The sequence below is a fragment of the Oceanobacillus sp. M60 genome (assembly GCF_053839645.1).
Genome location: NZ_JBSSNH010000005.1, coordinates 66,433 through 92,796 on the forward strand (window position 1 = coordinate 66,433; position 26,364 = coordinate 92,796).

Consider the following 26,364-nt stretch of genomic DNA (forward strand, 5'->3'; position numbering starts at 1 on the left):
TAGATGTAATACATTTTTTGTTAAATACTTGTAAACAAAATAGACTTTTAACGTTACGCTAAAACATAATAACTACTTTAAAATCATGTTTAGCATTAATTATTTTTTCTTGATTTTCTCATCTAACATTTCTGTTCTTTTACTACATTTATTTTATAGCATGTCATTTCATATCGTCCATCTAAAAAATAAGGATACTATCTCCTCCAAGACAGCACCCTTATTTTTAATCTATTTTTCGTATTTAAACCAGCTTATGTCCACAATTCCCGCAGAAATTCATTCCTTGTGTTTTACTTCCGCAATTCGGACAGAAGTTTGGAATTGATTCGCTTCCTTCATTATCAGAAGCATTCTGCTGGTTTCCGGTCTGTTGATTCTGGCTTTGTTGTCCACCCTGATTTTGCTGTCCGCCCTGATTGGACTGCTGGTGATTTGCTGTATTTTGGTCATTCGTACCGTTCATCATTTCCTTTGCCATCTGCATTCCCATCATCATTCCGGCCATATCTGTTGCGGAATTGCCGCCATCTGATTTCCCGGAAGCAATCGCATCCGTCATAGCGACATCTTTATACCGTCCCATATCGCCGATCATGCCATGCGAGGCAGTTTTTGTAATCATATCCTGGATTTCTTTTGGATAATTAAAGCTCATGATTTGAAAACCTTTAATCTCAAAACCATCCTGATTGACTTGCTTATCTAAATCCTCTTTGATACCCTCGCCGATTTCAAAGGAATTCGCCTGAAGATTAAACATATCCTTTCCTTCTCTGGTAATCCACTTCATTAATAATTGATCTAAAACAGCAGTAATTCTCAGGCGAATGTCTTCCACCAGAAAACTGTCTCTGACGCCTGCGATATTATCTATCAGCTTCACATAATCTTTCACTGTAAACTGAAAGGTTCCATTAGCACGGATCGGTATACCGCCAGGAAGCTGTGGAGAAGGTATGTTTATCGCATTTTTTGTGCCCCATTTCACAGTAAACTGTTTTGTATTGACAAAAAGCACTTCCACACGCATTCCGCTGTTAAATCCAAATTTAAATCCTTTTAAGGTAGATAAAAAAGGAATAATGTCTGATTCAATTTCATATTCGCCCTCTTCTTTAAAAACCCCTTCAATTTTTCCCTGGTTGAAAAAAATAGCATCCTGGCCCGGGCGAACAATTAATTTACTCCCTTTTTTCACCTCGTTGTTATTCCATTTCCAAAAGATCATATCATCACGAAATGATTCCCATTCAATCACATTTGCTAATTGCCCTCTAAAAAAGCCCATCATTCTGTTCATCCTTTCTTTATTTCAATACCTTCATTCAATCTATAATTAAAACTTTGCACGCCCGGAAGATCGGGAATGTCCGCCGCCAGTTCTGCCTATACTGCCGCCTCCCCGGCCTCCGCCGCTGTTGTTCTTCTGAATTTTCGTTTTCGTAACGGTTTGACGTAAATATCTATCTGACTTGCTTTTAATTCTTGAATTATCTGCATCAAGATACGTACTTGCATTCGTCGTCACACGGCCGCCCATATTAAAAATCATGGAACCTACAATAACTGCACCAATTATAACAGCAGCCAGCAACTGGAACCAAGTTTGAAGAAAAATACTGTCCGGGTTGATACTCGGGTTCACACCCATATATCGCTCTACCTTTTCAAAATATAATAAGCTGGCATCGTAATAATCGTTATTTCGTAAATCAGGAACTAAATCATCGGCAAGCTGCTGCGCACGCTCAGGGCCAACATACTCTTCTCCCTTATAAAATCCGCTTACCGCAATATCTCTTTCTCCGGAAGGTCCTGAAAAATCAAGCCCCATAAATACCGTATCTCCATGTTCTCCATCATATCCGGGGCCCTGTTCATCATAGAAGTCATCGATATATTTTTGGATATCTCTTCCATCAGACTCATCCTTCGTCAATATAAGGATATCAATCTCGTTCTCTTCACTATATTCAGCCGCCCTCTGCTCCAGATCCGTCCGCTCATTATCTGTAAATATGTTTGCATCATCATAAATATACTGCTTCTCTGCAGACACTGTAGGCAGCATTAGGAAAGATATAAGTACAAGTATACCAGCCGTAATTAAAAACTTCTTCATAGTAAATCACCGCCCAGCATCATCGCTATTGCTTTAAATAAAACAAAAGACCCTCCAGCAATGCTGGAAAACCAAAGCGCTGCCTTCGAATAGCTCAACGGCGGCTTTCCGACAATTTTTCCAGTCTGCCCATTCATTGCAAAGGTATGCTCTTGCTGATCAAAATCGTAATATACCATCCAGACTGGCAGCAGGACATAGTAGCTGTTTGCTTTCTTGGTGCGTATGTTTTTTTGTTGATAGCTTACAGAGCTGTATCCACGGATGGTGGAAGCTATATACGTATCCATAAAACCTTGAATTTTTGCCTTCACCCGGTCAAATAATTCATCATCGGTATAATTATACTTTTCAGCTAAGTATCCTGCTAGATAAGGCGTTTTAAAATCCTCCAGCTTGTTATAATCATAAGGCTCTATTTTATCCATCAGCTCATCATTCATTTTTTCTGATGCATCGACCGGCACTTTTAAATAACTGATATCAATATCTCTATGCACACGATAATACTTGGTTTCCGTATAACGATAATCGCCGCGCCGATACGTGCGTACTTTGGTACCTGTTGCCTTTACGTCTACATCATTGTCTAAATCGTACATCCAAAAAGGGACATACATTCCTGTAATATTTTTCACACGGTCTGCAGTCATAAAGCCCTTAGGCGTCAACCTGCCATTTTTACACCATTTTTTAAATGCTTCCATTGCTTCTTCTTTACTGATGGTAAACGGAATTACTTTCGCAGGTGCCAACTCCCCGGATAACCGGTCAGCAAGCACCACCCCGGCCCCGCAGAAGCTGCATGAGGTCGCCGTTGTATCTGCATCAGTTAAAACAATAGCACCGCAATTCTCACAATGATATTCCTTCGCCTCGTCTTCCTCAAAGGACTGCGAGATATTCACGTCATCATACGTATCAATATGCTCCTCATGCCCGCAGCTGTCACAGGCCAAATGACCGGAAGCACTGTCAAATTCCATATCCGCCCCGCAGTTGGGACATTTATAATGCACTAACATCCGTCTTCACCTCATTTTTCTGATCGCAATTCAAGCAGCGCCTCTGCTTCAGCAAGCTCAAACTGGATCTTCTCTTCTTGTGCTGTTGTGTATTTCATTATATCGGCTTCATTTTCTTTCGCAGAGGTCTCCCTCTCTAAAGCATCCAGCTGGTCAAAGGTTTCTGAAAATGTTTGACGCATTCGGTCATAGCTTTGCTGGAAAGGGACCATCTGTGTTTCAAAATCATATTTTTGGCGTTGTAATTTTTCAATTTCTTTCTGTGCCGCTTCTTTTTGCATTTGAAATCGGCTTTTTTCATTTGCTTGTTCCGAGCTTTCTTCATATCTGGCAAACTTATCTGCCAGTCCTTGCTGCTCTATTAGCTTTTCCTGTGTTCTGGTAATGTTTAGTTGAATAGTGTCTATTTTGGCGTGCATTTCCCGCATTACGCTATCCATTTCTTTTCTGTTTTTTTGCAGCTTTTGTCTGTTTTTCTTCGCTTCTCGTTCAGATGAAAAAAGGCCTTTAAAAAAACGCATTCTGAATCATCCTTTCTGCCTCGCTTAAATAATTGTACGTTTGAACTCCACAAAAGGTTTCACTGCCTTTTCAGAACGGTAAGGACGTTTCAAAATAATCAATTACCTTATAAGGATAACTTATTTTCTATTAAAATTCTAATTACCTTTTTAAAAATTTCGATTTCTTTTACAAGATTGTAATATTAATAGCTTTTCGAAATGAAAATGAAATGAAAAAACCGTAAATTTATCTGAAATTGTTGATAGAACTTGATTCGAAACCTGTCGATTGATGTAATATATTTTAATAATTTGTTACCGACCTTTAAAAATTTGGACACCTTCTTGTGATATCTCTATGTTACCTTGTATATAGTGAAAAAATAAAAGTTCAGCGAAAATATAGCTGAATCAGGTCTGGGTTGGTTTCAGTCCGTTATCTTCTGTTTCAATCAATTTGTACTCCCCTATATACAATACATCATAGAATAGGAGATTAACGGACGGCCATACCACGATTTGAGCGAAATCTTGCTACATAGGTTTCTGTTTTTCAACAAAATAATATAAACATTCTTAAGGAGGAATTCTTTTGGCACCATTGAATCTTGATGCAAAAAAATATGTTATTTCGACTGCGTTTGCTGCAACGTTAGCACTCACTCCAGTAGTAGGCTCCAGTGTATTAGCAAATGCGGGAGAAGGATCAACAGAAGGAGATATCACCTACGAAGAAAGTAGCCTCCCTGAAGCTCAAGAGGAACAATCTTCTGAAGAAACACCTTCTGCAACAGTTAACTCTTCTCTTGTTCAACAAGGTGATTCCGGTTCAGAGGTAGAAAATATACAAAGTTCATTGCACGATCAAGGCTATTCTTCTAGTAACGTAGATGGTATTTTTGGAGAGCTTACGGAACAAGACGTAAGAGATTTCCAATCTGATCAAGGCTTGCAAGAAGACGGTATTGTAGGACCAGCTACTTCTGATGCACTAGGTACTCCTGTTGAATCCGCTCCAAGCTCTGAAGAAGCTTCAGAATCAGAAGCTAGTGAAGAGGAAGCAACAGAAGAAACAACTGAGAATGACATTGTTATTGAAGAAGTCTCGAATGATTCCGGATCCGAAGACAATGCAGGAACACAATCTGGTTCTGTCAGCGGTTCTGACATCGTTGCAGCAGCTGAAAGTGCTTTAGGAATCCCATATCAATTTGGAGCATACACTCCGGGAGAATCAAATCCTTCTGCATTGGACAGCAGCGGATTGATTAACTATACGTTTGACCAAGTAGGCATCGATGTTTCCCGTACACACAGCCAAATGTGGGCAAATGACGGAGTTCATGTAGATTCTCCAAGCGTTGGCGATGTTGTCTTCTTTGAAGGAACATATGATACAGCTGGCGCATCTCACAGCGGAATTTACATTGGTAACAACCAAATGATCCACGCAAGCAGCGGCAGCGGTGCAATGGTTGTAGCTGACATGAGCGTTGATTATTGGCAGCAACATTACCTTGGAGCAAAATCTTTCAATTAATAGTTAAAAAAACAAGCGCAACCTGGCGCTTGTTTTTTTATGTTTGCTTTTTATTCTTTTCTAGCATTGAAAATTTTATATAGACTTTTTAAATTTTTTGCGATATACTTGTCAACAATTTATTAGAAGGATTTCCGAAAAAAGGGATAAAGGAATATTTTACATAAACATTATTTTCAGACTAATCCGATATTATTTATTTATCGCAAAGTTTGTGCATTCTATTCCGTCTATCCAAACTTAAAGTTTATTTCTTGTCTATACATACTCAGAAAATGTGCATCAAAATAAAATACGGAATCCTATTCTATTATATTGAAGTAAGGGAGTATCATAGAAGTATGAAATTATTCATTCACATCAGTAATTTTTCGAATAAGTATTTTGCATTCATCACTATTTTAGTCGCTGTTGCCGCCTTCTATATGCCTGGCGGTTTTAATTGGTTAAACAATTACATGACCATATTACTCGGAATCGTTATGTTTGGAATGGGGCTCACCATGACACCAAACGATTTTAAGCTGGTGTTAACAAAACCTGTACCAGTTATTATTGGCGTTATTCTGCAATTCACCATTATGCCGCTGCTTGCATTTGGAATTGCAAAACTTTTAAATTTACCGCCTGCTCTGGCAGCTGGAATTATCTTAGTAGGATCTGTTCCCGGAGGTACTGCATCGAATGTCATGGTATATCTCGCTAAAGGAAATGTAGCGTTATCCGTTACGATGACATCTGTTTCTACTATGCTGGCACCAATTATGACACCAGTGCTTTTGTATCTTCTAGCTGGACAATGGATCCCAGTAAATCCGTTTGCCATGTTTATTTCTATCATTCAAGTTATTATTGTTCCCATTGTGTTAGGACTTATTTTTCAAAGGTTCTTTCCAGTGGCAGTTGACAAAAGTATAGAAATTTTGCCGCTGATTTCGGTTATAGCTATTTCGGGAGTAGTGGCTGCAGTTGTTTCAGGAAATACAGAAAATATTGCATCTTCAGGAGCGCTTATTTTTGTCACAGTTCTCTTGCATAATTGGTCGGGACTTTTGCTTGGCTTCTTAGTTGCCACAGTGCTTCGTCTCAATGAAGAGACAAGAAGAGCAATATCCATCGAAGTCGGCATTCAAAATGCTGGATTAGGCACCACCTTAGCGAGCGCCCATTTTGCTGCACAGCCATTGGCTGCATTGCCAGGTGCTATTGCCGTTGTGATGCATGTAATCAGCGGGTCTATCCTTGCATCCATCTGGTCAAAAATACCGGTGAATAATAATAAAAAAGGAAATAAGAGAGAAATAGCTTAATTTGCTGAGGCTATCCTCGTGGAGCTGATTAAAAATGAAACAGAGGACACAGGTGATTGAAAAGTAGAGGCACGTTCCTTTTCAATCATTTTTCAAAAAAGCGATACCCAATAAAAAGGAATAGAAAAGGAGATTCGTCCATTGCAATATACAGACAATAATCTAAGCATTCGTACAATTGAAGAAAAGGATCTGCCGCGTCTGTGGGAGTTGATATTTAAGGAAGAAAAGCCAGAATGGAAAAAATGGGATGCCCCCTATTTCCCGCATCAGGCAAAATCATATGAAGCTTTTTTAACAGAACAGGCGCATTGGATAAATTCTGAAAAATATTGGGCTGTAGAGCTTGATGGTCATATTCTTGGTACGATTTCTTATTATTGGGAGCATCAGCCCTCCTGCTGGTTAGAGATTGGTATTGTTTTACATGAAGCAGCATCCTGGGGAAAGGGAATCGGCACTCGCGCTTTGAAACTATGGATCAATCTTCTTTTTAATCAACTGCCGTTAGTTCGTATCGGTTTAACAACTTGGTCCGGTAACATGCGAATGATTCGGGTAGCGGAAAAACTCGGGATGCAAATGGAAGCACGAATTCGCAAGGTCCGGTATTATCAAGGTGAATATTATGATTCCATCCGCATGGGGATGCTGCGTGAAGAATGGGAGCAGCATCATTACAGCACGAGAAGACAGGTCTTAAAATAGACCTGTCTTCTCGATTACAACAAACGATTTTCCAACTCCTTTTTATCAAGCAGTTTTATCATACTTCCCTTCCTCTGAATAAGTCTTTCTCCTTCTAGCCATTTCAATTTTCGAGACAGTGTTTCTGGCGTCGTTCCCAGAAAAGAAGCCAGCTCCTTCATCTTCATAGGAATCTCTACTTGCTTGGATCCTGCAGTTTTATATAAATCAAGAAGATATGTCATTAAACGATTTTCTACTTTTTCCATCATTAAAAATTGTGCTTGCTGTTCTGCCTCCATCAATTTTTGAGCATTGATTTCTAACAGCTTCAAGCTTATTTGCGGGTATTGCAATAGTATTTTTTGAAAATCCTCCTGTTTTAACAGGCAGACTTCTGTTTTCTGCATTGCTTCCCCAAATAAATTTTCATTTTGGGCACCAAGCAGTAATCCTTCTCCTTCATAACCGTTCGGTCCGACAACTCTTAATAATTGCTCGCGGCCAGTCGCTGAAAGCTGATATACCTTCATATTTCCCTGGGCAATCACAACTAATTGCGGGTTTTCGTCTGGAGTAATAATTTGTTCACCCTTTTGAAAAATATGGTGCTTTACCAACCGGTTAATTATCCTTTGATCTTCTAAATCTAAATGCTGGAAAAGCGGTACTGCAGCTACACATAAATGCTCCTGGCTCACGGCAAGTCCTCCTTTTCAACATGGCAGCTTTTTTTAGCAGATAGATAAAGCTGCCATGTTATTGTCTTTCCTCTATTATACGCCTTGTACTTTTGTATTTTCTACTGTATATCCCAGCTTTTCAATGACTTCTGATAATTTATCCGCACTTGTTTCCTTATTATTAATTTCTGCTTTTACCTTACCGGCATGAAATAAGACATTCACCTTTGCTACGCCTTGCTGCTTCTGAACAGCACTTTCGATTTTTTGAATACATGACGGACAGGTTAAGCTTTCTAATTGAATCGTTACTTTTTCCATAATTAATCCCCACTTTCCTTTTATTTATATTTCTATCGTACTTCTAAAGTTTTATTTTGTACTTGATAGCTATCAAGTTTTTCATCCTTCGTACGATAGCGTAATAAACGCATGCCATTGATAACTACTGCTAGAATACTTAATTCATGTACCAGCATACCGCTGGCCATGTGGATATATCCAAAAATCAATCCGATGAGGAGAAAAACCACCGTCCCCACTGCAATGATGATATTTCCCTTCATATTGGCTGTTGTTTTCTTTGTTAAACCAAAAGCGTGGATCAATTTTTTAAAATGAGAGTGCATTAGGATAATATCAGAGGTTTCCACTGCTATATCCGTCCCGCTTCCCATTGCAATTCCTCCATCAGCTAAAGCAATAGAAGGGCTGTCATTCACTCCATCTCCGATAAAAGCTACCGTTCTTCCTTCTTCTTGAAGCCGTTTTATAAAGCTGGACTTATCCTCTGGAAGGAAATCCCCATGAACCTCCGTTATACCCAATTCATTTCCCACTATCTCTGCCGTTGTCTGATTATCTCCTGTCAACATCACCAAACGCTTGATCCCCATTTGTTTTAAAATACGCAACGTTCTTTTTGCATCTGGCCGAACCTGGTCTTTGATACCAATCAGCAGTGTTAATTGACGATTGATTGCTACAAATACGGTAGAATTCCCTGACTGTTGAAGATAAAGTAAATCCTGTTTTGCCTGATTATTTATCCAAACAGCATGATTCTCCATGAAGGTCTGATTACCAATCATTATTTCCTCCGAACCGACGTGAGCAATAATTCCTTGTCCTTTCACAACCTCTGTTTTATCAATTTTTGCATATTCGGTTTTCCCCACATAATCTAAGATTGCTTGCCCCAATGGATGCTCTGATTCTCTCTCCACACTCGCAGCTAACCGAAGTGCTTCTTGAAAATCATCCGTATATGCTTTCGCTTCAGAAACTGTCGGTTTGCCACTCGTTAATGTTCCAGTTTTATCAAATACCATCGTATCTGCCTTGCTGAATGCAGCCATCAATTCCCCGCTCTTGATTAGAATGCCATTTTTTGCTCCATTGCCAATTCCGGCAACATTAGAGACCGGGACACCAATAACCAGCGCCCCCGGACATCCTAAAATTAAAATCGTAATTGCCAGATGGACATTCTGAAAAATCAAACCGACAATAAGCGCAAGCAGCAACACAATCGGCGTATAATATTTGGCAAACCGATCCATAAAACGTTCCGCTTCGGATTTATTATCCTGTGCTTCTTCCACAAGTTCAATAATTTTTCCAAAGGTCGTGTCTTCTCCAATTTTCTCCGCCTCTATCTTCAACGTACCATTTTCTAAAATTGTACCGGCAAACACTTTCTCTCCGGTTGTTTTTCCTGCTGTCATGGATTCACCTGTCACACTTGCTTCATTGATATAGCCTTTTCCTTCTTGAATAATACCATCCACAGGAATTTGCGCTCCTGTCTTAACAAGGAGCAAATCCCCTTTCGTTACGTCATCAATATTAATTTCTTCTATATTATCACCGTTGATTCGTAAAGCGCTGGCGGGAGCCATTTTGGTAAGTTCCCGAATAGCAGAGCGTGTTTTTTCCAATGTTTTTTGTTCCAATAACCCTCCGAACAAAAACAGGAAAATAACAATAGCAGCTTCACTGAATTCACCGATGATAAACGCTCCAGTAACAGCAATGGATACCAACAGTTCAATACTGATTACTTTTACTTTCAGTGCTTGGTACGCTTGGATAAATATCGGCGGAATCCCGATAATTGCAGCCATTGCAAGTGAATATACCGGATTCCAATCAAATAAAAATTTTGAAATAAATGCTGTAATAATCAATATTCCGCAGATTAGTACAACGGGATGCTTATGTCCCATAAAGAAATTCTGCAGCTTCATTTTCTCTCCCCCTCTCCGATTACACTGTCATTTTATCGTGAAAGAAAGAGAAAATAATTGATGCTTATCAAGATAGGAAAACTCATTTTGCAAAACGGTTATTTGTACAAATAAAAAAAGCATCCTCGAAAGATACTTTCTTTACATATACCGAAATAAATCCCAAACAGTGGGCTATTTTGAACATAAACCTACAAAATTCCTTTTGTTATCCTCGTTAATACTTTATGAAGCAAATCTAAACAAAAAAAGAGGACGACAGCTATCGTTACAAAAAATGCAGCCGAACGGAGAAATGCAAATGGAATAAAGCTGACCAGCCAGTTTCCAGCATAGTATATTAGCACAAATGCTATCGCAATCGTTACCAAGTAGGAGATAATAACACCGATTATTTGAACAGCATGAAGTTTTGAATAGGTTGCTTTCAGCTCTTTTCTGTTTTTCCAAAAATTAAAAGCGAATAGAACTATACTCAAAAAAGAAAATACACCTGCCAAGATTCTCCTCCTTTACTTTTATATTGTAAATCTCTTATTGCTTTTTCGTAGTAATCAACGTTTTCTATTTGCCATTATTAGAAATAGCACCATAATAATCCCAGTATAAATCATTATCCATAAAAATGGAAAGCCCGATAAATAGGTCAGGTTTTCTTCCTCCCATTGAAATAGCGGCTTCTGGGTAATCGTGGCCGGTGGAATAATCCATGTAATATATTTGAGAGATGCCGGTAAAGCATTCTCGATACCTAGTGCAGCAATGGAAAGAATGACCGTCAGTGCTAAACCGCCATAGGCATTGATGGCACTTTCCATCATTACGCTACTGAAAAAAGCGGCAATACAAATTCCGAGCGCAGCCAATAGGAGATGATTCACTATCGATACGAAGCCAACTGTCATGGATACAGAATCAGAAAATAGATGAAATATAATCGGATAAAGAAAGGCAAACACTGCCAATAGCAAGGCAATCAGCCAAACCGCTGCTAATTTTGCCAAGTAGTATCGATAGCTGCTTCTCAGATTTAAAACCAGCAGCTGTCTTTGTACTGGTGAATCCAGAGACAAGACGCTCATACATAACCAGGCAGAGACCACAAACAAAAACAATGCTGTAATCGCATAGCTATCGACAACCGGATTCGGCTTATACGTATAAAAAACAGCGATTAACACAATAAAGGTGGAGACCGGCGGAAAATATTTATGAGAACGGATATAATCATGCAAGCTGTATTTAATGACTTCTTTCAAATAAATCTCTCCTTCTATGTAAAACGAACAAACACATAGTTTGTTCTTCACTCCATTTTATAATCGATGTTTCCGACGTACTCAATGCTTCCCTGCAATTCAAGAATCCTGGACAGGAGCTGATCGCTATTTTCTGAATTCACATATAGCAGCAAGCTATTTTCTCTTCTTTCTTTATTTATTAATTCGTTCCATTCCTGCACATCTATATCCGTTAAACCCTTTACTTCAATCACCTTCACAGCATCTTTTTCCACAAGTTTTTCTTCTGTTAATTGCCCATCTTTTATGTAATAGGTTTGGTCAACAACCTCTTCAAAAATGGGAGCTTCATGATAGGTTAATAGAATGGCGGTTCCTTGTTCCTTTAATTCGTCTAGAATCAAAAGTAATTCCTGCTGCGCGGAAAAATCGAGCCCGGATAACGGTTCATCTAAAACTAACAGCTCTGGCTGCGGAAGAATGGCTTGAATAATACCTACCTTTTGGATATTCCCTTTAGACAACGTGCTAATTCGCCGGTCACTCCATTTATCCAATTGAAACCGATGCAATAACGACGAAATACGCTGTTTGAGCTCAGCCTCTGAAACATCGCCTATCCTTCCGGTATAGTGCAAATATTCATTTGGTGTAAAACGGAGATAGTTTGGAAACCTTTCTGGTACATACCCTATCCGGATATTCTTATCAGTATATACTACCTGCCCTGAATCCGGTCGTTCTACTCCTGCTGCCATACGTAAAAAGGTACTCTTTCCACTGCCATTCCCACCTAAGACAGCAATGACCTCCTTTTCTTCCAAGCGAAGTGACATGTCGTATAAAATAGTTTTCTTCCCGTATTTTTTCTTGATACTCTTTAGCTCTACAAGCTGATTCATGTAATTCTCCTTGTCATATCATTTGGTATATACTGACATACTCAATTCTGCCTTTTTACAGTTCCTTCGCTAAATGATCTATGTTCAAAGGATATTATTATAGCTATTTATCATATTATATATATTTATCTTACAATTAAATATAAATGATAAATAGAAACTTCATTAAAGCCAGTTACACTGCGAAAAATTGATTATAAAATAACTCTCGATGATTTCCATAAAGCTGCTGAACGATTTACTGACTTAATTCCCTTTTTCCTGCCTCCATTTATTAAATTCTAGATATTCTCTAAAATGCTCTTTCGACACACCAGATTCCATTGCTTCTTTTACAATATTCACCCATTCACTATCTAATTCTGTTTCATGTATCGAGTTGTTTTCAATTATTAAATCTTTCACAGAAACCTCTAACACTTGGCTGATTTTCTCGATGAATTGGATGGAGGGGTTTGATTGAAGGTCTCGCTCGATGGAACTTAAATAGGATTTTGCTACTCCTGCCTTTTCAGCCAGTTCTGATAGCGACATTCGCTTTTCTTGACGTAATTGTTTGATTTTTTCACCAATCAAGTTATTCACCTGCTTTTTCTGAAAATTATATCATAATATTGCTGGGGAGTTCTATTATTAAAAATTAACAGTTTGTTCTCAGATAGAGGCTAAATATAATCAGAAGAAGAATAAATTAGATGAACAATCGTTCCGTTTTTAAAACAATTTAAGTTATTTAGATAACCGATATGATTAATTCATTTAAAAGGATTTATTTTTACATATAATCTTTCCATATAAATCTGTCGAAAAAACTCAAGTAACCCACTGCGGATTATACAATGTCTCCAAGCTTTGTGTTGTTTATCTTTATTCTCTGTAATAGACTTCAAGTGTCCTGTTAGTTGGGTTGCATTACTTGAAGTGAAGACTCTTGCTGATTTTTCATTTCCGTTATCGTCATGATTTCTCTTTTTATTTTACAGAATTGAAATGAAAATATACAACTCATCCGTTCATTCTCTTATGAAAACGCATAGCCTGCAGTTACATTTTTTCTGATATTTGGCTCATACTAACCAAAAAGGAGGTATTGGAATGAGCGTAGATAAAGGAAAAAAGAAGAAGAAAAAGAATAAAGAAGAATTAAATGCCATGAAGGGCGGGAAAGAAAGGCATCGCAGAAATCGTTCTTAGGTTGGTGTATAAGAGGAAGGCTGAATCAAAGTTATTTCATCGCTGAGGCTCCATCATATAACGAAAGCCTCCCTGAATTGAATTCCAGGGAGGCTTTCGTTATGAACTATTTACAAGTAAAAATCGAATACATAAATACCAGCCAGCTGCCTAATTCCAATCAATTCCCGCTCAAGAATTCACTTGGAATGGAGGTTAAATCAATTCCCCAAACTATTGGAACAAAATAATACACAGCTAAAATAATAATAATTGTTCCTACGATATTGACCCAGAATCCTGTTTTGATCATCTCAATAATTTTCAGTTTTCCTGTACCGAAAATAATGGCATTCGGCGGTGTTCCAACCGGTAGCATGAATGCACAGTTTGCTGCCAGTGCACATGGAATCATCAGCGCAAACGGATGAATGTTTAACGCAACCGCCAATGCTCCAACTACCGGCAAAATCATGGTCGCTGTTGCTGTATTGGAAGTAATCTCCGTCAGAGCCATAATCATCAAGGTTGCTGCAGCAATAACCACAAGAATATGGAAGCCGTCTAAAACAGTCAGCTGCTCCCCGAGCCAGTCAGATAAGCCTGTTTCTGTAAAACCAGCCGCAATTGCCAATCCGCCTCCAAACAGCAGGAGCACCCCCCATGGAATATCACGGGAATCCTTCCAAGATAAAATACGTTCCTCTTTTTTTGCTGGAATAGCAAATAATAATACTGCGGCTACAATTGCAATCATCCCATCAGAAATCCCTGGAACGTTAACAATGCTAAAATTTCCATCTGTCCAGAGGAAATCTCTTGTAATCCACATAAATGCAGCAAAAACAAACACTACTGCGACCATCTTCTCTTCATAGCCTGTTTTCCCCAGTTTACTTCGTTCACGCTGGATTAATTCTTTTCCACCAGGCAGCTGCTTAATACTTGTTTTAAATGCAACTTTCCCTAAATATAACCATGTAAAGAAAAGCATAAAAACAACAACGGGAAAAGCAAACAGCATCCAGGTCGCAAAAGAAATATTTACACCAAATAATTCGTCCAGCTGCCCTGCCAGAATAATATTCGGAGGTGTTCCAATCAATGTTCCCAAACCGCCGATTGTTCCAGCGTAACCAATCCCAAAAATCAGGGATTTTTCAAACTTTGGTAATTCTTTTTCTTCCGGAGTTCCTTTTAACACACTTGCTACCTGTACTGTAATCGCCAGCCCCATTGGAACCATCATCATTACCGCAGCCGTATTGGAAACCCACATAGAAAGAAAACCGGTAGCTGCCATGAAACCAAGTAGAATTCGCTGTACACTTGTTCCAATTACCGCAATGATAAAAAGGGCAATACGCTTATGCAGATTCCACTTTTCCATGGCTGTGGCAATAAAAAATCCGCCTAAAAATAGAAAAATAATATCATTTCCATAGGCAGAAGCAACATCTCCGCCTTCCATCGCTCCCGTTATCGGGATTAATATCAATGGCAGGAGAGACGTAGCCGGGATAGGCAATGCCTCTGTGATCCACCATGTGGCTACCCATAATGTCGTAGCCAGAACAGCCTTTCCTTCGGCTGATAATCCTTCCGGCTGAAAAAATAACATCGTTAAAACGAATAAAAGCGGTCCTAAAATTAAACCGACGATTTGTGCCCTGGAATAAGGTTTCTTTGGCGGTTCGTCTCCTGAATCTTCAGGCTGCCCCTGAACCGTGCTGTCCTTTGCAGAAGTTTGTTTATGTTTTTCAACATCTTTTTCAGTAACATTTTTATGGAGAGCAAAAATATTTAATAGACTTTTTGTGCGTTTATGCTGCCTCCAAAGTTCGTTCCATGCCGATGTTACATAGTTCATCGTTCATACCCCTCTCTGAAAACGCTTACCAAAAATGGTTATTCTTATTTTCGTCTATTTACTATGGTTTGTATATATTTTTTAACTAATCGAAACTAGAAATACGTGTTCAAAAAGTTCGATAAATAGGACCAAGAAGTTCAAGGCGACGAGCTATTTACGAACGGACTTTCACAGGATGTGATGACTTCTGTGTTGTCCACAGGACGTGGACGTTCTTAACAGAAGTTCTTTCGTGCTTTATAATACGTGAGTAACGGTCTTGGTGGGGCGAGTAATCGCAGACCCCATCGGAAATAGCTCGTCAACGTAGAAAGTCGCCGTGTCATTTTTATTGGACTTTTTGAACATCCTCTAGAAATGACGAAAATTGTTTTTTCCTGTTTGCGAGAGTCTATACTGCTGCAGCGGACGTCCGAAGCTATGGTAAATCACATTTTTTTCAAGCAATCTTTTTTCCTCAAAAAAACGTAAATATTTACGCAGGGATACATGGGAAATGTTTGCATGAGCACTTAAATCTGCCGCTGACAGCCAATCCTCATGCTCCATCATGACCGTTAATATATTTCGACATGTTTCTTTCGTGATTCCTTTTGGCAGATCCTCCGGTTTTAACACAACAGGCTGTTCATGCGGGTGAAATAAACGATCCACTTCTAATTGATGCACCTTTCCTTCCGTCACTCTTATGGTTTGCTGATAACGTAGGAGGGACGCCTGGAAACGTTCGAAGGTAAATGGCTTCAGCAGATAATCTACGACTCCGTAGCGGTAACCAGTCTGTAACGATTGCTGATCATTGGCGGATGTGATTAAAATAACGTCCACATTTATTTCTTCTGAACGGATTTGTTTTAATACATCCAGCCCATTTTTCTGCTGTAAATAAATATCGAGTAAAATCAAATCAACATCTGGGCGCCTTGCCAGCTCAATACCCTCCTCGACCGTTTCTACACTCCCTGTACAGCAAAATCCATCAATTTTTTCAATATACTTCTGATGAAATTTAGCAATAAGCGGTTCATCTTCAATAATAGCTATCCGTATCATTGTGAATTATTCCCCTCTTTGTCGTTCCATTCATATGGCATCGTAATTTGTAAACAAACGCCTGCACCAATCTCAGATTGAATATGATAATTTCCATTGCCCGCTTTAACTGCATTAATCATAATCGTCATCCCGTAGCCGCGGTTCAATCCTTTTGTCGAATAGCCTTTTTCCAGGATAAAAGGTAAATCCTCGACATCAAATCCTTCTCCATTATCACGGATTTCATAGAATAACGCTCCGTCAAAAACATCAAAAATCAATGTGACCTTTTTTTCTTCCTGACCGGCCATCGCCTCGACTGCATTTTCCAGGCTGTTTCCAATAATCGTTATCCAGCGGTCAACAGCTGTTGGATCAGAAAGGCTCGGCCATTTATTTTCCCCTTGTATATCCACATCAATTTGAAGCTGTTCCAGGCGCTCCAATTTGGTCAATAAATATCCTGCAATGGCTACATCATCAATATGAGCGGAAATAATCCCTGTTTCCCGCTGATAGATCATGGAAAGGCTATCTACATATTCCGCGAGCTCTTCATAGGATTCGGTATAGACCATTGCTCCGATAATATGAAGCTTATTCATAAACTCATGCGTCTGCATCCGTAACGTATGGGCATAGGACTCTACTCCAGAAAGCTTCTTCATCATGGCGTCCAGCTCATTTCGATCCCGGAAAGTGACAAGTGCCCCGACATTATGTTTATCCACTTGAAAGGAAACACTGTTCGTGATCATTTCTAACTCACCGAAGCGGACAGCTTTATCATAAACGGCCTTTTCCCCGTTTACGAATACTTCCAGTGACAGTTCAGGCCAGATCTCACTTATTTTTTGTCCAATAATATTCCCATGAAGCCCGGCGCGCTCCAGCATTATTTCCGCGGATGGATTCGCAATAATGATGTAACCGTCTGCATTAATAGCGATAACTCCTTCACTTACGCTGTCAAGCATTGCTTCCCGTTCCTCTATCAGATAGGCAATCTCCTGAGGCTCCAGGTTAAATAAGGTTTTCTTCAGCCTCCTTGCTAAAAAGTAAGAGCCTGCTAAACCGAGAAGAAGACTTACAGCTGTTCCGTAAATGGTTATCTTTACACTATCCCATACAGCCTGATTAATAACCTCTGTGGAAATCCCTACAGAAATAGCTCCGATCTGCATACCATCTTGATCATAAACCGGTTCAAAAGCGCGCATCGACGGTCCTAAAGTGCCAACTGCCTCAGACGTATAGCTTTTTCCTTCAAACACATCCTCAATATCCCCGCCGACAAAATGTTCTCCAATCCGCTCCGGAACAGGATGCATCAGCCGGATCCCTTCCATATTCATCAACACAATATATTGCAGATTATTATTCTCGCGAACCTCGGCTGCAATAGTGCGGAGCTCGTCATCTGCCTCCCCTTCTGCAAGCGCATCCGCAACGATAGGCATTCGGGCAAAATGACTTGCACTCAAGCTCGCTTTATCAGCAAGCGCTTCCTTTGTTCCTGTTGCTTGATTATATCCAATAAGCAGTCCTGTAACAAGCAGCGTCAGGCAGATTAATCCGCTGGTGAACAGCAGCATTTGAAGCATGAAGGGCATGTCTTTTTTCCGCATACCAGCTCGTCCTCCTCCCTGTTCAGTCAAACTGCTTCTTTTTTTACAATTGTATAATTTTTATTCATATCAAGGAGTGCAGCTTTGCCAGCACACTCCATAACTGTCCGTATATTTTAAAATAATAACACAGATTCCGTAGCTATATAAGTTGAAATAAAGATTTTAGCTTCTAGTAATCACTCCAACTTTTTATATACTCCCTCTTTTTACTAACATTTTTACCTGTTTTCTTTCTTATCCCTAAAAAAATCCAGATAACCTTCACATACAATAAAGCGTATGTAAAGACCATCCAGATTTACAAAATCGATAGTAATATGAACAAACTCAATGGTCACGCAAAATCAAATAATCTAACAGCTGATAAAAGAAAGCAATATCCGGCAGCGTTGCTAACTCTTTTCTGGCTGCCATATAATGTCTCCACATTTCCTTCTGCGCCTCTTCCTTGCCAAGGATGGACACAAAGGTCGAGCTGTTATTCCGCTCGTCTCTTCCCGGCTGTTTGCCCAACAGCTTCGCATCCCCTGTTATATCTAATAAATCATCTTTGATTTGAAAGGCAATGCCTGCGTGGTACGCGAAACGCTGGACTGCCTGTTTCCGCTCGTCCGATTCTCCAGCCATAATCATCGGCATCATCAGGGCCGCTTCAAAACCAAAGGAGGTCTTATAAACCGATAATTCTCTCAGCTCATCCAGCGTTAATTGCTTTCCTTTTGCCTGCAGATCCAAAAATTGTCCCTGACACATGTTTTGGGTGGTCCGGGTGGAATAAGCAATAAGCTCCAGCAGCCTGCCAGGTTCTTGATGTTTGATTACAGCCTGCTCTTCTACAGCGCGCTGTGTTAACCAAAGTCCAGTCAGCTCCGCCGTCGCATGATTATATTTCTCATGCAGCGTCTGCTTGCTTCTTCTTTCGGGTGCATTATCCTGTGACGGCAAATCATCAAAAATAAGCGAGGCGGTATGCATATATTCTATTGATTTTACTAAGGGCAGGACCAAATGGTCTGGAAGACGAAGCCCTTCTTTTGCCAGAACCCACGTCATCATCGGGCGTAAACGCTTGGCATTGCCTGACAGGCTGTCGTTTGCCGCTTCTTCTAATGAATTTTTCGCTGACTCAAAGGGAAGCTGTTCTTCTACTTGTTCTTTGATTTCTTTCATTTTCGATACAAACTGGTTCTTTAATTGCTGATTTTGTTTTAATGTATCTAAAAATTGATCACGGATCCATTTATCAAAGAATGCTACGTTGTGCGTACGATGTACTGTTTTCTCTAAAGCTTTGTCAAAATTCGGATCAAAGGAAAACTGCTGCATCAATTTCTGATAGCGTTCTTTTCCCAATCTTGCCTTTAGCCGTTTTAAACCGTTTATTGCCCTGTCCAAAATAACATCTCTTATCTCCGGCTTTCCCGGATAGAGCTTATGAATAAAATAATAAATAACAGACCAATACATGGCAAAGGGATTGATTAAATTAGAATTCTGTTCACGATACGTCACAAAATACGTATACGGCGTGACATTCCTATTCGCCAGGTCTTCATCTAAATCTGTTAAATCATCCGCAAGCTGATTATACATCCCGTAATGAAACATATTTGCTTCGATGTTCTCGACCTCTGAAAAAGGCTTAAACGAACGGATAATCAGTCTGGAGGAAGCCGATTTTAAAATAACAGATGTATACAGGTCTTCATTGGTATACCTGTCATTATCCAAATGCTTTTGCCTGTCCAGTTCCTGTGCTTCGAAAAATAAATACGCATTTTCCAGGAAAAGCTGTCTATTCTCCTCCGGCTGGCAGGACTTTAAATAATGAAATGCTTCCGACAGCTCCTGATGCACAGCAGAAATGAATTCCCAATGATTCTTCTGCCAATCGTCAGCTTTTACTGGAAGCACCTCCCCTGTGAATAACGTCTGCCGGATAAAATAAGCGAAAGTCTTCTTCTCCGATGCCGTTAACATATCCGCATCCAGCACATCATCAATCAGCGGATAGGTCAATCCATAATAATATCCTGTACGAACAGCCTGATCTAACAGCTGCCTCCTCCGATCTTTGGACAGTTCTCCATCCAATTCTTCCAATTCATGCATAACGACACCAGCAATAATCTTCATTATTTTTCGTTTCGCTTCGTTTTTATCCAAACCATCCGGAAGTATCGCGGAGACACGTTTAAGTTTATCCGACACCCAGAAGAATACTTCTTCCAGCGATTCTTTTTGTGCCATTTGGTAAAGCTCTGTCAGATGGAACGGCACTCGCTGCTCCTTCTGATTCAAGTAATTTTTGACGCCTTCTGTGACAGCAGTTATTCTGTTCTGCATTGCTTCAGAGGTAATATCCCTTCCCAGGTCACGAAAATAAATGTACGAAATACTTCGATGCAAATAAGCATCAAGCTGGCCTGATTTCGCTAAATAAGAAATAAATAATTTGCTTGGCTGCTGCTTCCAATGATCTATATTTACCCATGTTTTCTTTTTATCTTGTTGATATTGATGAAGCGTCTCTATCAAGGCTGACGCAAAATTCTCTTCTTGTATTTGAGCCTGCAGCGTTTGAAAATATGCTTTTGCCTGCTCCTGCTTTGTCTGAAAATAATCTTTGTCCATCTGCATGTTCCGTCCTCATTTTTTTGTTAAGTAATTAAGTATACCACGATGTTCCGTACACAATAATGATGCAAGTAAAACTTAACAAAATCTTTACATTTGTTAAAAATATGCCGTTTACCTGACCTAAAAATCCCAAGTAAAACGGCATATTTTTTTAAGAGGTTATTCAAAAAGCCCGTTAAAAAATACTTTTTGAATACACACTTTAACTTATTTCTATTCATTTCGTTTATGCTCTATGAAAAATCTTTTTTGCTATTTCCATACAAACCACAGCGGCAGCTGCCAGTCCTGTTGCAATTCCCCATTCCTGGAAACCAAAGGAAGCAGGTATATTAAACACCTCTCTTGCAAAAGGAAGCAGCGTTATCCCATATAAAGCAAACCCGATTACAACTGCTCCTATCACATATTTATTAGAGAAGAAGCCAATTTTAATCGATGTCTGTGTATTCGAACGTGCAGCAAAGGTCTGCAGGGTACGTGACATAATCAACGTCGTAAATGCCATCGCCACACCCATTTCATTGGAATGGGACAAACCAATATAGAAAGAAATAACAACAGCAGCAGCAATTAAAATCCCTCTTGTCAAAACAGTCCGCAGCGTACCGCCGGCAAATATACCTTCGTTAACCGGACGCGGTTTCCGCTTCATCACGCCTGCCTCTGATTTTTCCACACCTAACGCAATTGCAGGCAGCGAGTCATTGACTAAATTAATAAACAAGAGCTGCAACGCTGTAAATGGATTCGGCAGATTGAAGATAACAGCATACAGAATCGCGAGGATGGCTCCAAGATTCCCGGCAAATAAATAACCGATTGCTTTTTTAATATTATCAAATACGGTTCTCCCGACCTGAACAGCATTAACAATAGATACAAAATTATCATCGGTCAGAATCATTGCCGACGAATCCTTGGATACATCCGTTCCGCTTCCCATCGCAATACCGATATCCGCCTGTTTTAAAGCAGGAGCGTCATTCACTCCGTCACCCGTCATGGCTGTTACAGCACCTCTTTGCTGCCAGGCTCGGACAATTCTTATTTTATTTTCAGGTGATACGCGGGCGTAAACGGAAATCTGCTCAATTTTGTCCTCTAATTCTTCCTCTGACATCTTATCGAGATCTTTTCCTGTGATTGCAATATCATCATTTTCCATTAAGCCGATATCCCGCCCAATTGCCTGGGCAGTAGTTTTATGATCGCCGGTAATCATAATGGTCCGGATCCCGGCTGCTTTTGCTTCTTCAATCGATCCGTACACCGCTTCCCTTGGCGGGTCCATCATCGCAGTCAGCCCGACTAACACAAAATCCCGCTCATCCTCATACGTAATATCTGTCTGATTATCAGGCAAGCGTTTATAACCATAAGCCAATACGCGCAGAGCCTGGTTGGAGAAGTCTTCATTGGCTCCTTCAAACCGCTCCAGCAAATCATCGGTCAATGGCTGTTCCTCACCATCGAGCAGCACATGACTTGCGCGATGAAACATTACATCTGGACCGCCCTTGGCAAATAACAGACGTTCCCCGTCCATATGGTGAACAGTGGACATCAGCTTGCGGTCAGAATCAAAGGGCAGTTCTGCTTCCCGTGGATATTTTTTTCGTAATTCCTGATAACTGTGCGCATGTTTATCCGCAAATTGAATTAAAGCAACCTCCGTCGGATCGCCAATCTCTTGGTTCTCCTGATTAATATACGAATCATTACAAAGGGCTGCAATATAGACAAGAAATCTCTCGGACTTATCCCATTCATCCGGATTCTCCGGTAAACGTTCATTTTTATGAAAAGGGATAAAATCATCGGTAACGGTCATTTTATTTTGGGTCAGTGTCCCTGTTTTGTCTGTACAAATAATCCGTGTAGATCCAAGCGTCTCTACAGCTGGCAGCTTACGAATAATGGCATGCTGCTTTGCCATTTTATTTGTGCCGACAGATAAGACAATAGTAACAATCGATTGCAAAGCCTCAGGGATAGCAGCAACTGCGATAGCTACCGAGAACATCAGCGCATTTAATAATGCAGTGGTTGTATCTGCCTCACTGTCGCCAAACCAGATACGAGCTGCCTGAACAGCAAAAATAGCAATACATAAAATCAAAATGCCGACACCGAGCTTCTTGCTGAAGCTGTTTAATTTCTGTTGTAACGGCGTTTCTTTCTGCTCTGCAGTAGAAAGCATATCGGCAATTTTACCGACCTCTGTTTGGTTTCCTGTACCGGTAACTACAAAGGTTCCCCGTCCATAAACAACCAAAGAGCTGCTGTACACCATATTTAGTCTGTCTCCTAAAGCAGCCTCGTCCTCAATGATATCGGTGTTCTTTTCTACCGCCTCCGATTCGCCGGTAAGCATTCCTTCATTTACTCGTAAAGAGCCGCTTTCCAGCATACGTCCATCCGCAGGTATATAGTCTCCCGCTTCTAAGTAGACAATATCACCGGGAACAAGCTCTTTGGCAGCGATTGTTTTTTCGGTTCCATCCCGCATCACATTCGCATCAGGGGCAGACATATCCCGTAATGCCTCCAGCGAGCTTTCCGCTTTTCTCGTCTGTACCACGCTGATTACCGAGTTAATCAGCAGAACCAAAAAGATAATAATGGATTCTACCCATTCTCCAATCAATATTTGTACTGCAGCCGCCGCTAACAGGACAATAACCATCGGATCTTTGAAGGTCTCTAAAAAAAGCTTCCACGTCGGTACTTTTTCTTTATCCGCTATCTCATTATATCCGTATTGATCCAGTCTGGATGCTGCTTCTTCGGTTGATAGCCCCTGTTGGGAAGCCTCTAATTCTTCCAAAACATCTGCAGCTTTTTTTTGATACATTTCCATTTTCAAAATCTCCCTGCTTGTTCATTTTTCAATTATAGAGTGCATTTATTGTTTATTTTGCATTCTTCAACACATTCCATCCCCATTTTCAAAATAATACAGCAATGAAAGGTTTTTCTTTATCTTGAGCTATTGCCTTTTTTCATTCGATTGAAACCTTATTACTGCAGAAAAGAAGGAATCTTTACAAAATCTTCATATTTATCTTTTAAAAATGATTTAACTTATCCTGCTGCTATGGAAGCTATTATATACTTCTTTTTCCTTTTATGCTTGCTTGGATATACTCTAATCTGCCAAAAGCCAATATAGACTTTGCAACAGTCAGTTTTTGCCCATCAAAAAAACTGACCTTGTCTCTGGTCAGTTTTTCTGCCGATGTTACTTCTACTCATTCCCCATCTCAATAATCCGCTGATTCCGGCTGCCACGAAAGGATAAGGTTAAATCCCGCTCAGCCAATATAAATGGTCCGTCCACCAGCACATCTACATAGTTAAGAAGCTCCAGCTGATGCGGATCTTTGTTCTCACGCAGCTCTTCGATCGTCCATCCAGTATACGCCCATATATTTTTCCCAAGCGCCTTCAATTGTCTGGCAATACTTGCTGCAGCCTGTGCCTGGTAAAATGGATCTCCGCCGCTTAACGTAATATCTGTCAATGGATTCCATGCCTCCTCGACAATCTGCTGCACATCCATCTCCTTGCCATTCCGTATATTCCAGGACCTTGGATTATGGCATCCCTTGCAGTAATGGGGACAGCCGGCAAAGAAAATAACCGTACGTAAGCCCTCTCCATCAACGACTGAATCATGATAAATGGATAAAATCCGTGCTGTTTCCATCATACATGCCTCACTCTGTCTCGTTCTTCCGATGCTTTTGCTGTATTCCATTTATCCATTGTTCCTACCAGATAGCCGGTAATACGGCGAATCCGGTCAAATTGTCTTTCATCCGCGATTTGACAGCTTGGACACTCGTTATCGATCGTTCCGGTATAGCCGCAGCTTTGACAGCGGTCGACCGGATGGTTTACACTGCCATAGCCAATCCCGCTTTCAGCCATGGTTTTCACAAGGGTGTCGATAGCTTTTATATTTTTGCTGACATCTCCGTCTACTTCAATATAAGTGATATGACCCGCATTGGTATATGGGTGATAGACAGCTTCCCGTTTTATTTTCTCCACAGCTCGAATCGGATAGTACACAGGAATATGAAACGAATTTGTATAATAATCTCTGTCTGTAATTCCGTCTCTTTTTCCAAAATCCTTGCAATCCTGCTTCACAAATCGGCCACTCAGCCCTTCTGCCGGTGTTGCAATCAGCGAATAATTCAAATCATAGTCTTCTGCAGCCTCGTCACATTTCTTCCGTAAAAAGGCAACAATCTCTTCTCCCAGCTCCTGCGCCTGTTCTGATTCTCCATGATGCTTGCCTGTCAATGCTTTTAAACACTCCGCCAGGCCAATAAAACCAACACTTAAACTCCCCTGCTTCAATACCTCTTCCAATGTATCCTCTGGATTTAATTCGTCACTGCCTGTCCAGACACCTTCTCCATGCAAAAAAGTGAAGTTATTCACAAGTTTATATGCCTGAAATACATACCGTTCATACAATTGACGAATGACCATTTCCGTATAGACCTCTAATTTCGCCATAAATGCCTCGACGGTTGATGAGGTCAGCGCTATTTTCACTAAATTAATACTGGTAAAGGAGATATTGCCGCGCCCGAGACTATTTTCTTCTCCATGACGATTAGCCATAATACGCGTACGGCAGCCCATATAAGCTACTTCCGAATCCGGATTTCCTTCTTCATAATAAACGAAGTTGAATGGCGCATCGATAAAGCTGAAGTTTGGAAAAAGCCTTTTTGCTGTTGTTTCCAAAGCCAGCTGATACAAATCATAGTTTGGATCCGCTTTATAAAAATTAACGTCTTTTTTCATTTTAAAAATTTGAATCGGAAAAATTGGTGTCTCCCCTTTTCCTAAACCAGCCTGTGTAGCTAAAAGAAGATTTTTTATAATCAGTCTTCCTTCTCTGCTTGTATCTGTTCCATAATTGATTGACGTAAATGGAACCTGACCGCCGCTTCTGGAATGGAGGCTGTTTAAATTATGAATAAACGCTTCACAGGCCTGGTAGCATTCCCGGTCCGTTTCCTCCCAAGCTAACTTCTCCAATTCCTGTGGAGCAAGGGGAAGCTGATATTGCTGTAATCTATGCAGCCGCTTTTGATAGGACTTCTTCACAAACGGCGCTAAATCATAATCAAACGCCTGGAAGCTCTGTCCACCATGCTGCTGATTTTGGTTGCTTTGAAAAACGATTGCCGCTAATGCCATCGCACTCAGAATGCTTTGTGGGGAGCGCATATGTCCATGCCCTGTGTTAAACCCTTTTTCCAACAATTTTCCTAAAGGAATTTGGCAGCAGGTCGCTGTCCCCGTGGGCATATAATCTAAATCATGAATATGAATATAATTATCCTCCATTGCCTGCTTCGCTTCTCGGCTCAACATCTTTTCTTTCGCATAAAGTTTTGCACTTTCACTAGCAAACTTGTTCATCTGCCCGCATGGTGATTTCCCGTCCACATTGGCATTCTCCTGTATTAAATCCTGATTGGTGCTGGATATAATCTCTTGAAAATCCTGCATTAAATCTGCTTCTGTACTTTCAGGAGCAGTCATTACTTCCGCCATCTTCTATTCCTCCTTCTTCGTCTCCGCAAATACGTTTCAACGCACTCAAAAACTATATATAGTATGTTTGAAAACAAAGCAGAACTATATATAGTTCTATGGTAAAGGAGGTTAGAAAGAAGTTCAAATGGATATTTTATGACTTTTACCACTTTTTC

21 protein-coding genes are annotated in these 26,364 nt (G+C 40.2%); 3 read left to right on the plus strand and 18 right to left on the minus strand.

Annotated elements, in window-relative coordinates; translation table 11 throughout:
* Window positions 1-244 precede the first annotated feature (244 nt).
* From ACW0TQ_RS13520 to ACW0TQ_RS13535, 4 genes are read right to left on the minus strand one after another with little or no spacing between them, the layout of a single operon-like run.
* The gene (locus tag ACW0TQ_RS13520) at window positions 245-1,291 is read right to left on the minus strand and encodes an SPFH domain-containing protein (protein ID WP_193063677.1); all 1,047 of its coding nucleotides are present in this window, start codon (window positions 1,289-1,291) and stop codon (window positions 245-247) included.
* Between the two features lie 48 nt (window positions 1,292-1,339).
* Entirely contained in the window at window positions 1,340-2,125 is a 786-nt protein-coding gene (locus ACW0TQ_RS13525) for a TPM domain-containing protein (protein WP_212928783.1), read from the minus strand.
* Window positions 2,122-3,150 carry a TFIIB-type zinc ribbon-containing protein gene (locus ACW0TQ_RS13530; protein ID WP_193063632.1) on the minus strand — a complete coding sequence of 343 codons (1,029 nt, stop codon included), beginning with the start codon at window positions 3,148-3,150 and terminating at the stop codon, window positions 2,122-2,124. Before ACW0TQ_RS13530 ends, ACW0TQ_RS13525 begins: the two co-directional genes overlap by 4 nt.
* A gap of 11 nt (window positions 3,151-3,161) precedes the next feature.
* Window positions 3,162-3,671 carry a hypothetical protein gene (locus ACW0TQ_RS13535; protein WP_193063630.1) on the minus strand — a complete coding sequence of 170 codons (510 nt, stop codon included), beginning with the start codon at window positions 3,669-3,671 and terminating at the stop codon, window positions 3,162-3,164.
* 574 nt (window positions 3,672-4,245) lie between these two features.
* Here ACW0TQ_RS13535 and ACW0TQ_RS13540 point away from each other — a divergent pair.
* The 3 genes from ACW0TQ_RS13540 to ACW0TQ_RS13550 all read left to right on the plus strand — a co-directional run bounded on the left by ACW0TQ_RS13540 (window position 4,246) and on the right by ACW0TQ_RS13550 (window position 7,211).
* Entirely contained in the window at window positions 4,246-5,193 is a 948-nt protein-coding gene (locus tag ACW0TQ_RS13540; protein WP_193063628.1) for a C40 family peptidase, read from the plus strand.
* A gap of 341 nt (window positions 5,194-5,534) precedes the next feature.
* The gene (locus tag ACW0TQ_RS13545) at window positions 5,535-6,503 is read left to right on the plus strand and encodes a bile acid:sodium symporter family protein (protein WP_193063626.1); all 969 of its coding nucleotides are present in this window, start codon (window positions 5,535-5,537) and stop codon (window positions 6,501-6,503) included.
* Window positions 6,504-6,644: 141 nt separating this feature from the next.
* Window positions 6,645-7,211 carry a GNAT family N-acetyltransferase gene (locus ACW0TQ_RS13550; RefSeq protein ID WP_212928780.1) on the plus strand — a complete coding sequence of 189 codons (567 nt, stop codon included), beginning with the start codon at window positions 6,645-6,647 and terminating at the stop codon, window positions 7,209-7,211.
* A gap of 14 nt (window positions 7,212-7,225) precedes the next feature.
* Here ACW0TQ_RS13550 and ACW0TQ_RS13555 read toward each other — a convergent pair whose 3' ends face one another.
* From ACW0TQ_RS13555 to ACW0TQ_RS13620, 14 genes are all read right to left on the minus strand, one after another.
* Window positions 7,226-7,891: a Crp/Fnr family transcriptional regulator gene (locus ACW0TQ_RS13555; RefSeq protein WP_193063623.1), complete on the minus strand. Its 666-nt coding sequence runs from the start codon at window positions 7,889-7,891 to the stop codon at window positions 7,226-7,228.
* 75 nt (window positions 7,892-7,966) lie between these two features.
* Entirely contained in the window at window positions 7,967-8,194 is a 228-nt protein-coding gene (locus tag ACW0TQ_RS13560) for a heavy-metal-associated domain-containing protein (protein WP_193063621.1), read from the minus strand.
* Window positions 8,195-8,226: 32 nt separating this feature from the next.
* Window positions 8,227-10,122: a heavy metal translocating P-type ATPase gene (locus ACW0TQ_RS13565; protein WP_455725774.1), complete on the minus strand. Its 1,896-nt coding sequence runs from the start codon at window positions 10,120-10,122 to the stop codon at window positions 8,227-8,229.
* A gap of 191 nt (window positions 10,123-10,313) precedes the next feature.
* Complete coding sequence (locus tag ACW0TQ_RS13570; RefSeq protein WP_212928778.1) at window positions 10,314-10,622, minus strand: hypothetical protein; 309 nt, start codon at window positions 10,620-10,622, stop codon at window positions 10,314-10,316.
* A gap of 54 nt (window positions 10,623-10,676) precedes the next feature.
* Window positions 10,677-11,381 (minus strand): ABC transporter permease, encoded by a 705-nt coding sequence (locus tag ACW0TQ_RS13575; protein ID WP_212928777.1) that lies wholly within the window; start codon window positions 11,379-11,381, stop codon window positions 10,677-10,679.
* Between the two features lie 47 nt (window positions 11,382-11,428).
* Window positions 11,429-12,265 (minus strand): ABC transporter ATP-binding protein, encoded by an 837-nt coding sequence (locus ACW0TQ_RS13580; protein WP_193063613.1) that lies wholly within the window; start codon window positions 12,263-12,265, stop codon window positions 11,429-11,431.
* Between the two features lie 246 nt (window positions 12,266-12,511).
* A complete protein-coding gene (locus ACW0TQ_RS13585) occupies window positions 12,512-12,841 on the minus strand; it encodes a helix-turn-helix domain-containing protein (RefSeq protein WP_212928776.1) in 330 nt (109 codons plus the stop codon).
* Between the two features lie 778 nt (window positions 12,842-13,619).
* Complete coding sequence (locus ACW0TQ_RS13590; RefSeq protein WP_193063609.1) at window positions 13,620-15,308, minus strand: SLC13 family permease; 1,689 nt, start codon at window positions 15,306-15,308, stop codon at window positions 13,620-13,622.
* Window positions 15,309-15,662: 354 nt separating this feature from the next.
* A complete protein-coding gene (locus tag ACW0TQ_RS13595; protein WP_212928775.1) occupies window positions 15,663-16,364 on the minus strand; it encodes a response regulator in 702 nt (233 codons plus the stop codon).
* Entirely contained in the window at window positions 16,361-17,974 is a 1,614-nt protein-coding gene (locus tag ACW0TQ_RS13600) for an ATP-binding protein (protein WP_455725775.1), read from the minus strand. Before ACW0TQ_RS13600 ends, ACW0TQ_RS13595 begins: the two co-directional genes overlap by 4 nt.
* Before the next feature lie 330 nt (window positions 17,975-18,304).
* Window positions 18,305-20,617: a polyprenyl synthetase family protein gene (locus tag ACW0TQ_RS13605; RefSeq protein WP_455725776.1), complete on the minus strand. Its 2,313-nt coding sequence runs from the start codon at window positions 20,615-20,617 to the stop codon at window positions 18,305-18,307.
* A gap of 226 nt (window positions 20,618-20,843) precedes the next feature.
* Window positions 20,844-23,480, minus strand: coding sequence for a cation-translocating P-type ATPase (locus ACW0TQ_RS13610; RefSeq protein WP_193063602.1), 2,637 nt, complete (start codon window positions 23,478-23,480; stop codon window positions 20,844-20,846).
* A gap of 387 nt (window positions 23,481-23,867) precedes the next feature.
* Window positions 23,868-24,332, minus strand: a complete 465-nt coding sequence (nrdG, locus tag ACW0TQ_RS13615) for an anaerobic ribonucleoside-triphosphate reductase activating protein (protein WP_226894831.1) — start codon at window positions 24,330-24,332, stop codon at window positions 23,868-23,870.
* Window positions 24,329-26,206, minus strand: coding sequence for an anaerobic ribonucleoside triphosphate reductase (locus ACW0TQ_RS13620; protein ID WP_455725777.1), 1,878 nt, complete (start codon window positions 26,204-26,206; stop codon window positions 24,329-24,331). The genes nrdG and ACW0TQ_RS13620 overlap by 4 nt, the downstream gene beginning before the upstream one ends.
* Between the last annotated feature and the right edge of the window lie 158 nt (window positions 26,207-26,364).

What these genes read in the sequence shown, in the direction of transcription:
- ACW0TQ_RS13520 (WP_193063677.1), bottom strand. Translation starts at nt 1,291, where the DNA reads ATGGGCTTTTTTAGAGGGCAATTAGCAAATGTGATTGAATGGGAATCA.
- ACW0TQ_RS13525 (WP_212928783.1), bottom strand. Translation starts at nt 2,125, where the DNA reads ATGAAGAAGTTTTTAATTACGGCTGGTATACTTGTACTTATATCTTTC.
- ACW0TQ_RS13530 (WP_193063632.1), bottom strand. Translation starts at nt 3,150, where the DNA reads ATGTTAGTGCATTATAAATGTCCCAACTGCGGGGCGGATATGGAATTT.
- ACW0TQ_RS13535 (WP_193063630.1), bottom strand. Translation starts at nt 3,671, where the DNA reads ATGCGTTTTTTTAAAGGCCTTTTTTCATCTGAACGAGAAGCGAAGAAA.
- ACW0TQ_RS13545 (WP_193063626.1), top strand. Translation starts at nt 5,535, where the DNA reads ATGAAATTATTCATTCACATCAGTAATTTTTCGAATAAGTATTTTGCA.
- ACW0TQ_RS13560 (WP_193063621.1), bottom strand. Translation starts at nt 8,194, where the DNA reads ATGGAAAAAGTAACGATTCAATTAGAAAGCTTAACCTGTCCGTCATGT.
- ACW0TQ_RS13565 (WP_455725774.1), bottom strand. Translation starts at nt 10,122, where the DNA reads ATGAAGCTGCAGAATTTCTTTATGGGACATAAGCATCCCGTTGTACTA.
- ACW0TQ_RS13580 (WP_193063613.1), bottom strand. Translation starts at nt 12,265, where the DNA reads ATGAATCAGCTTGTAGAGCTAAAGAGTATCAAGAAAAAATACGGGAAG.
- ACW0TQ_RS13590 (WP_193063609.1), bottom strand. Translation starts at nt 15,308, where the DNA reads ATGAACTATGTAACATCGGCATGGAACGAACTTTGGAGGCAGCATAAA.
- ACW0TQ_RS13595 (WP_212928775.1), bottom strand. Translation starts at nt 16,364, where the DNA reads ATGATACGGATAGCTATTATTGAAGATGAACCGCTTATTGCTAAATTT.
- ACW0TQ_RS13600 (WP_455725775.1), bottom strand. Translation starts at nt 17,974, where the DNA reads ATGCGGAAAAAAGACATGCCCTTCATGCTTCAAATGCTGCTGTTCACC.
- ACW0TQ_RS13605 (WP_455725776.1), bottom strand. Translation starts at nt 20,617, where the DNA reads ATGCAGATGGACAAAGATTATTTTCAGACAAAGCAGGAGCAGGCAAAA.
- ACW0TQ_RS13610 (WP_193063602.1), bottom strand. Translation starts at nt 23,480, where the DNA reads ATGGAAATGTATCAAAAAAAAGCTGCAGATGTTTTGGAAGAATTAGAG.
- nrdG (WP_226894831.1), bottom strand. Translation starts at nt 24,332, where the DNA reads ATGATGGAAACAGCACGGATTTTATCCATTTATCATGATTCAGTCGTT.
- ACW0TQ_RS13620 (WP_455725777.1), bottom strand. Translation starts at nt 26,206, where the DNA reads ATGGCGGAAGTAATGACTGCTCCTGAAAGTACAGAAGCAGATTTAATG.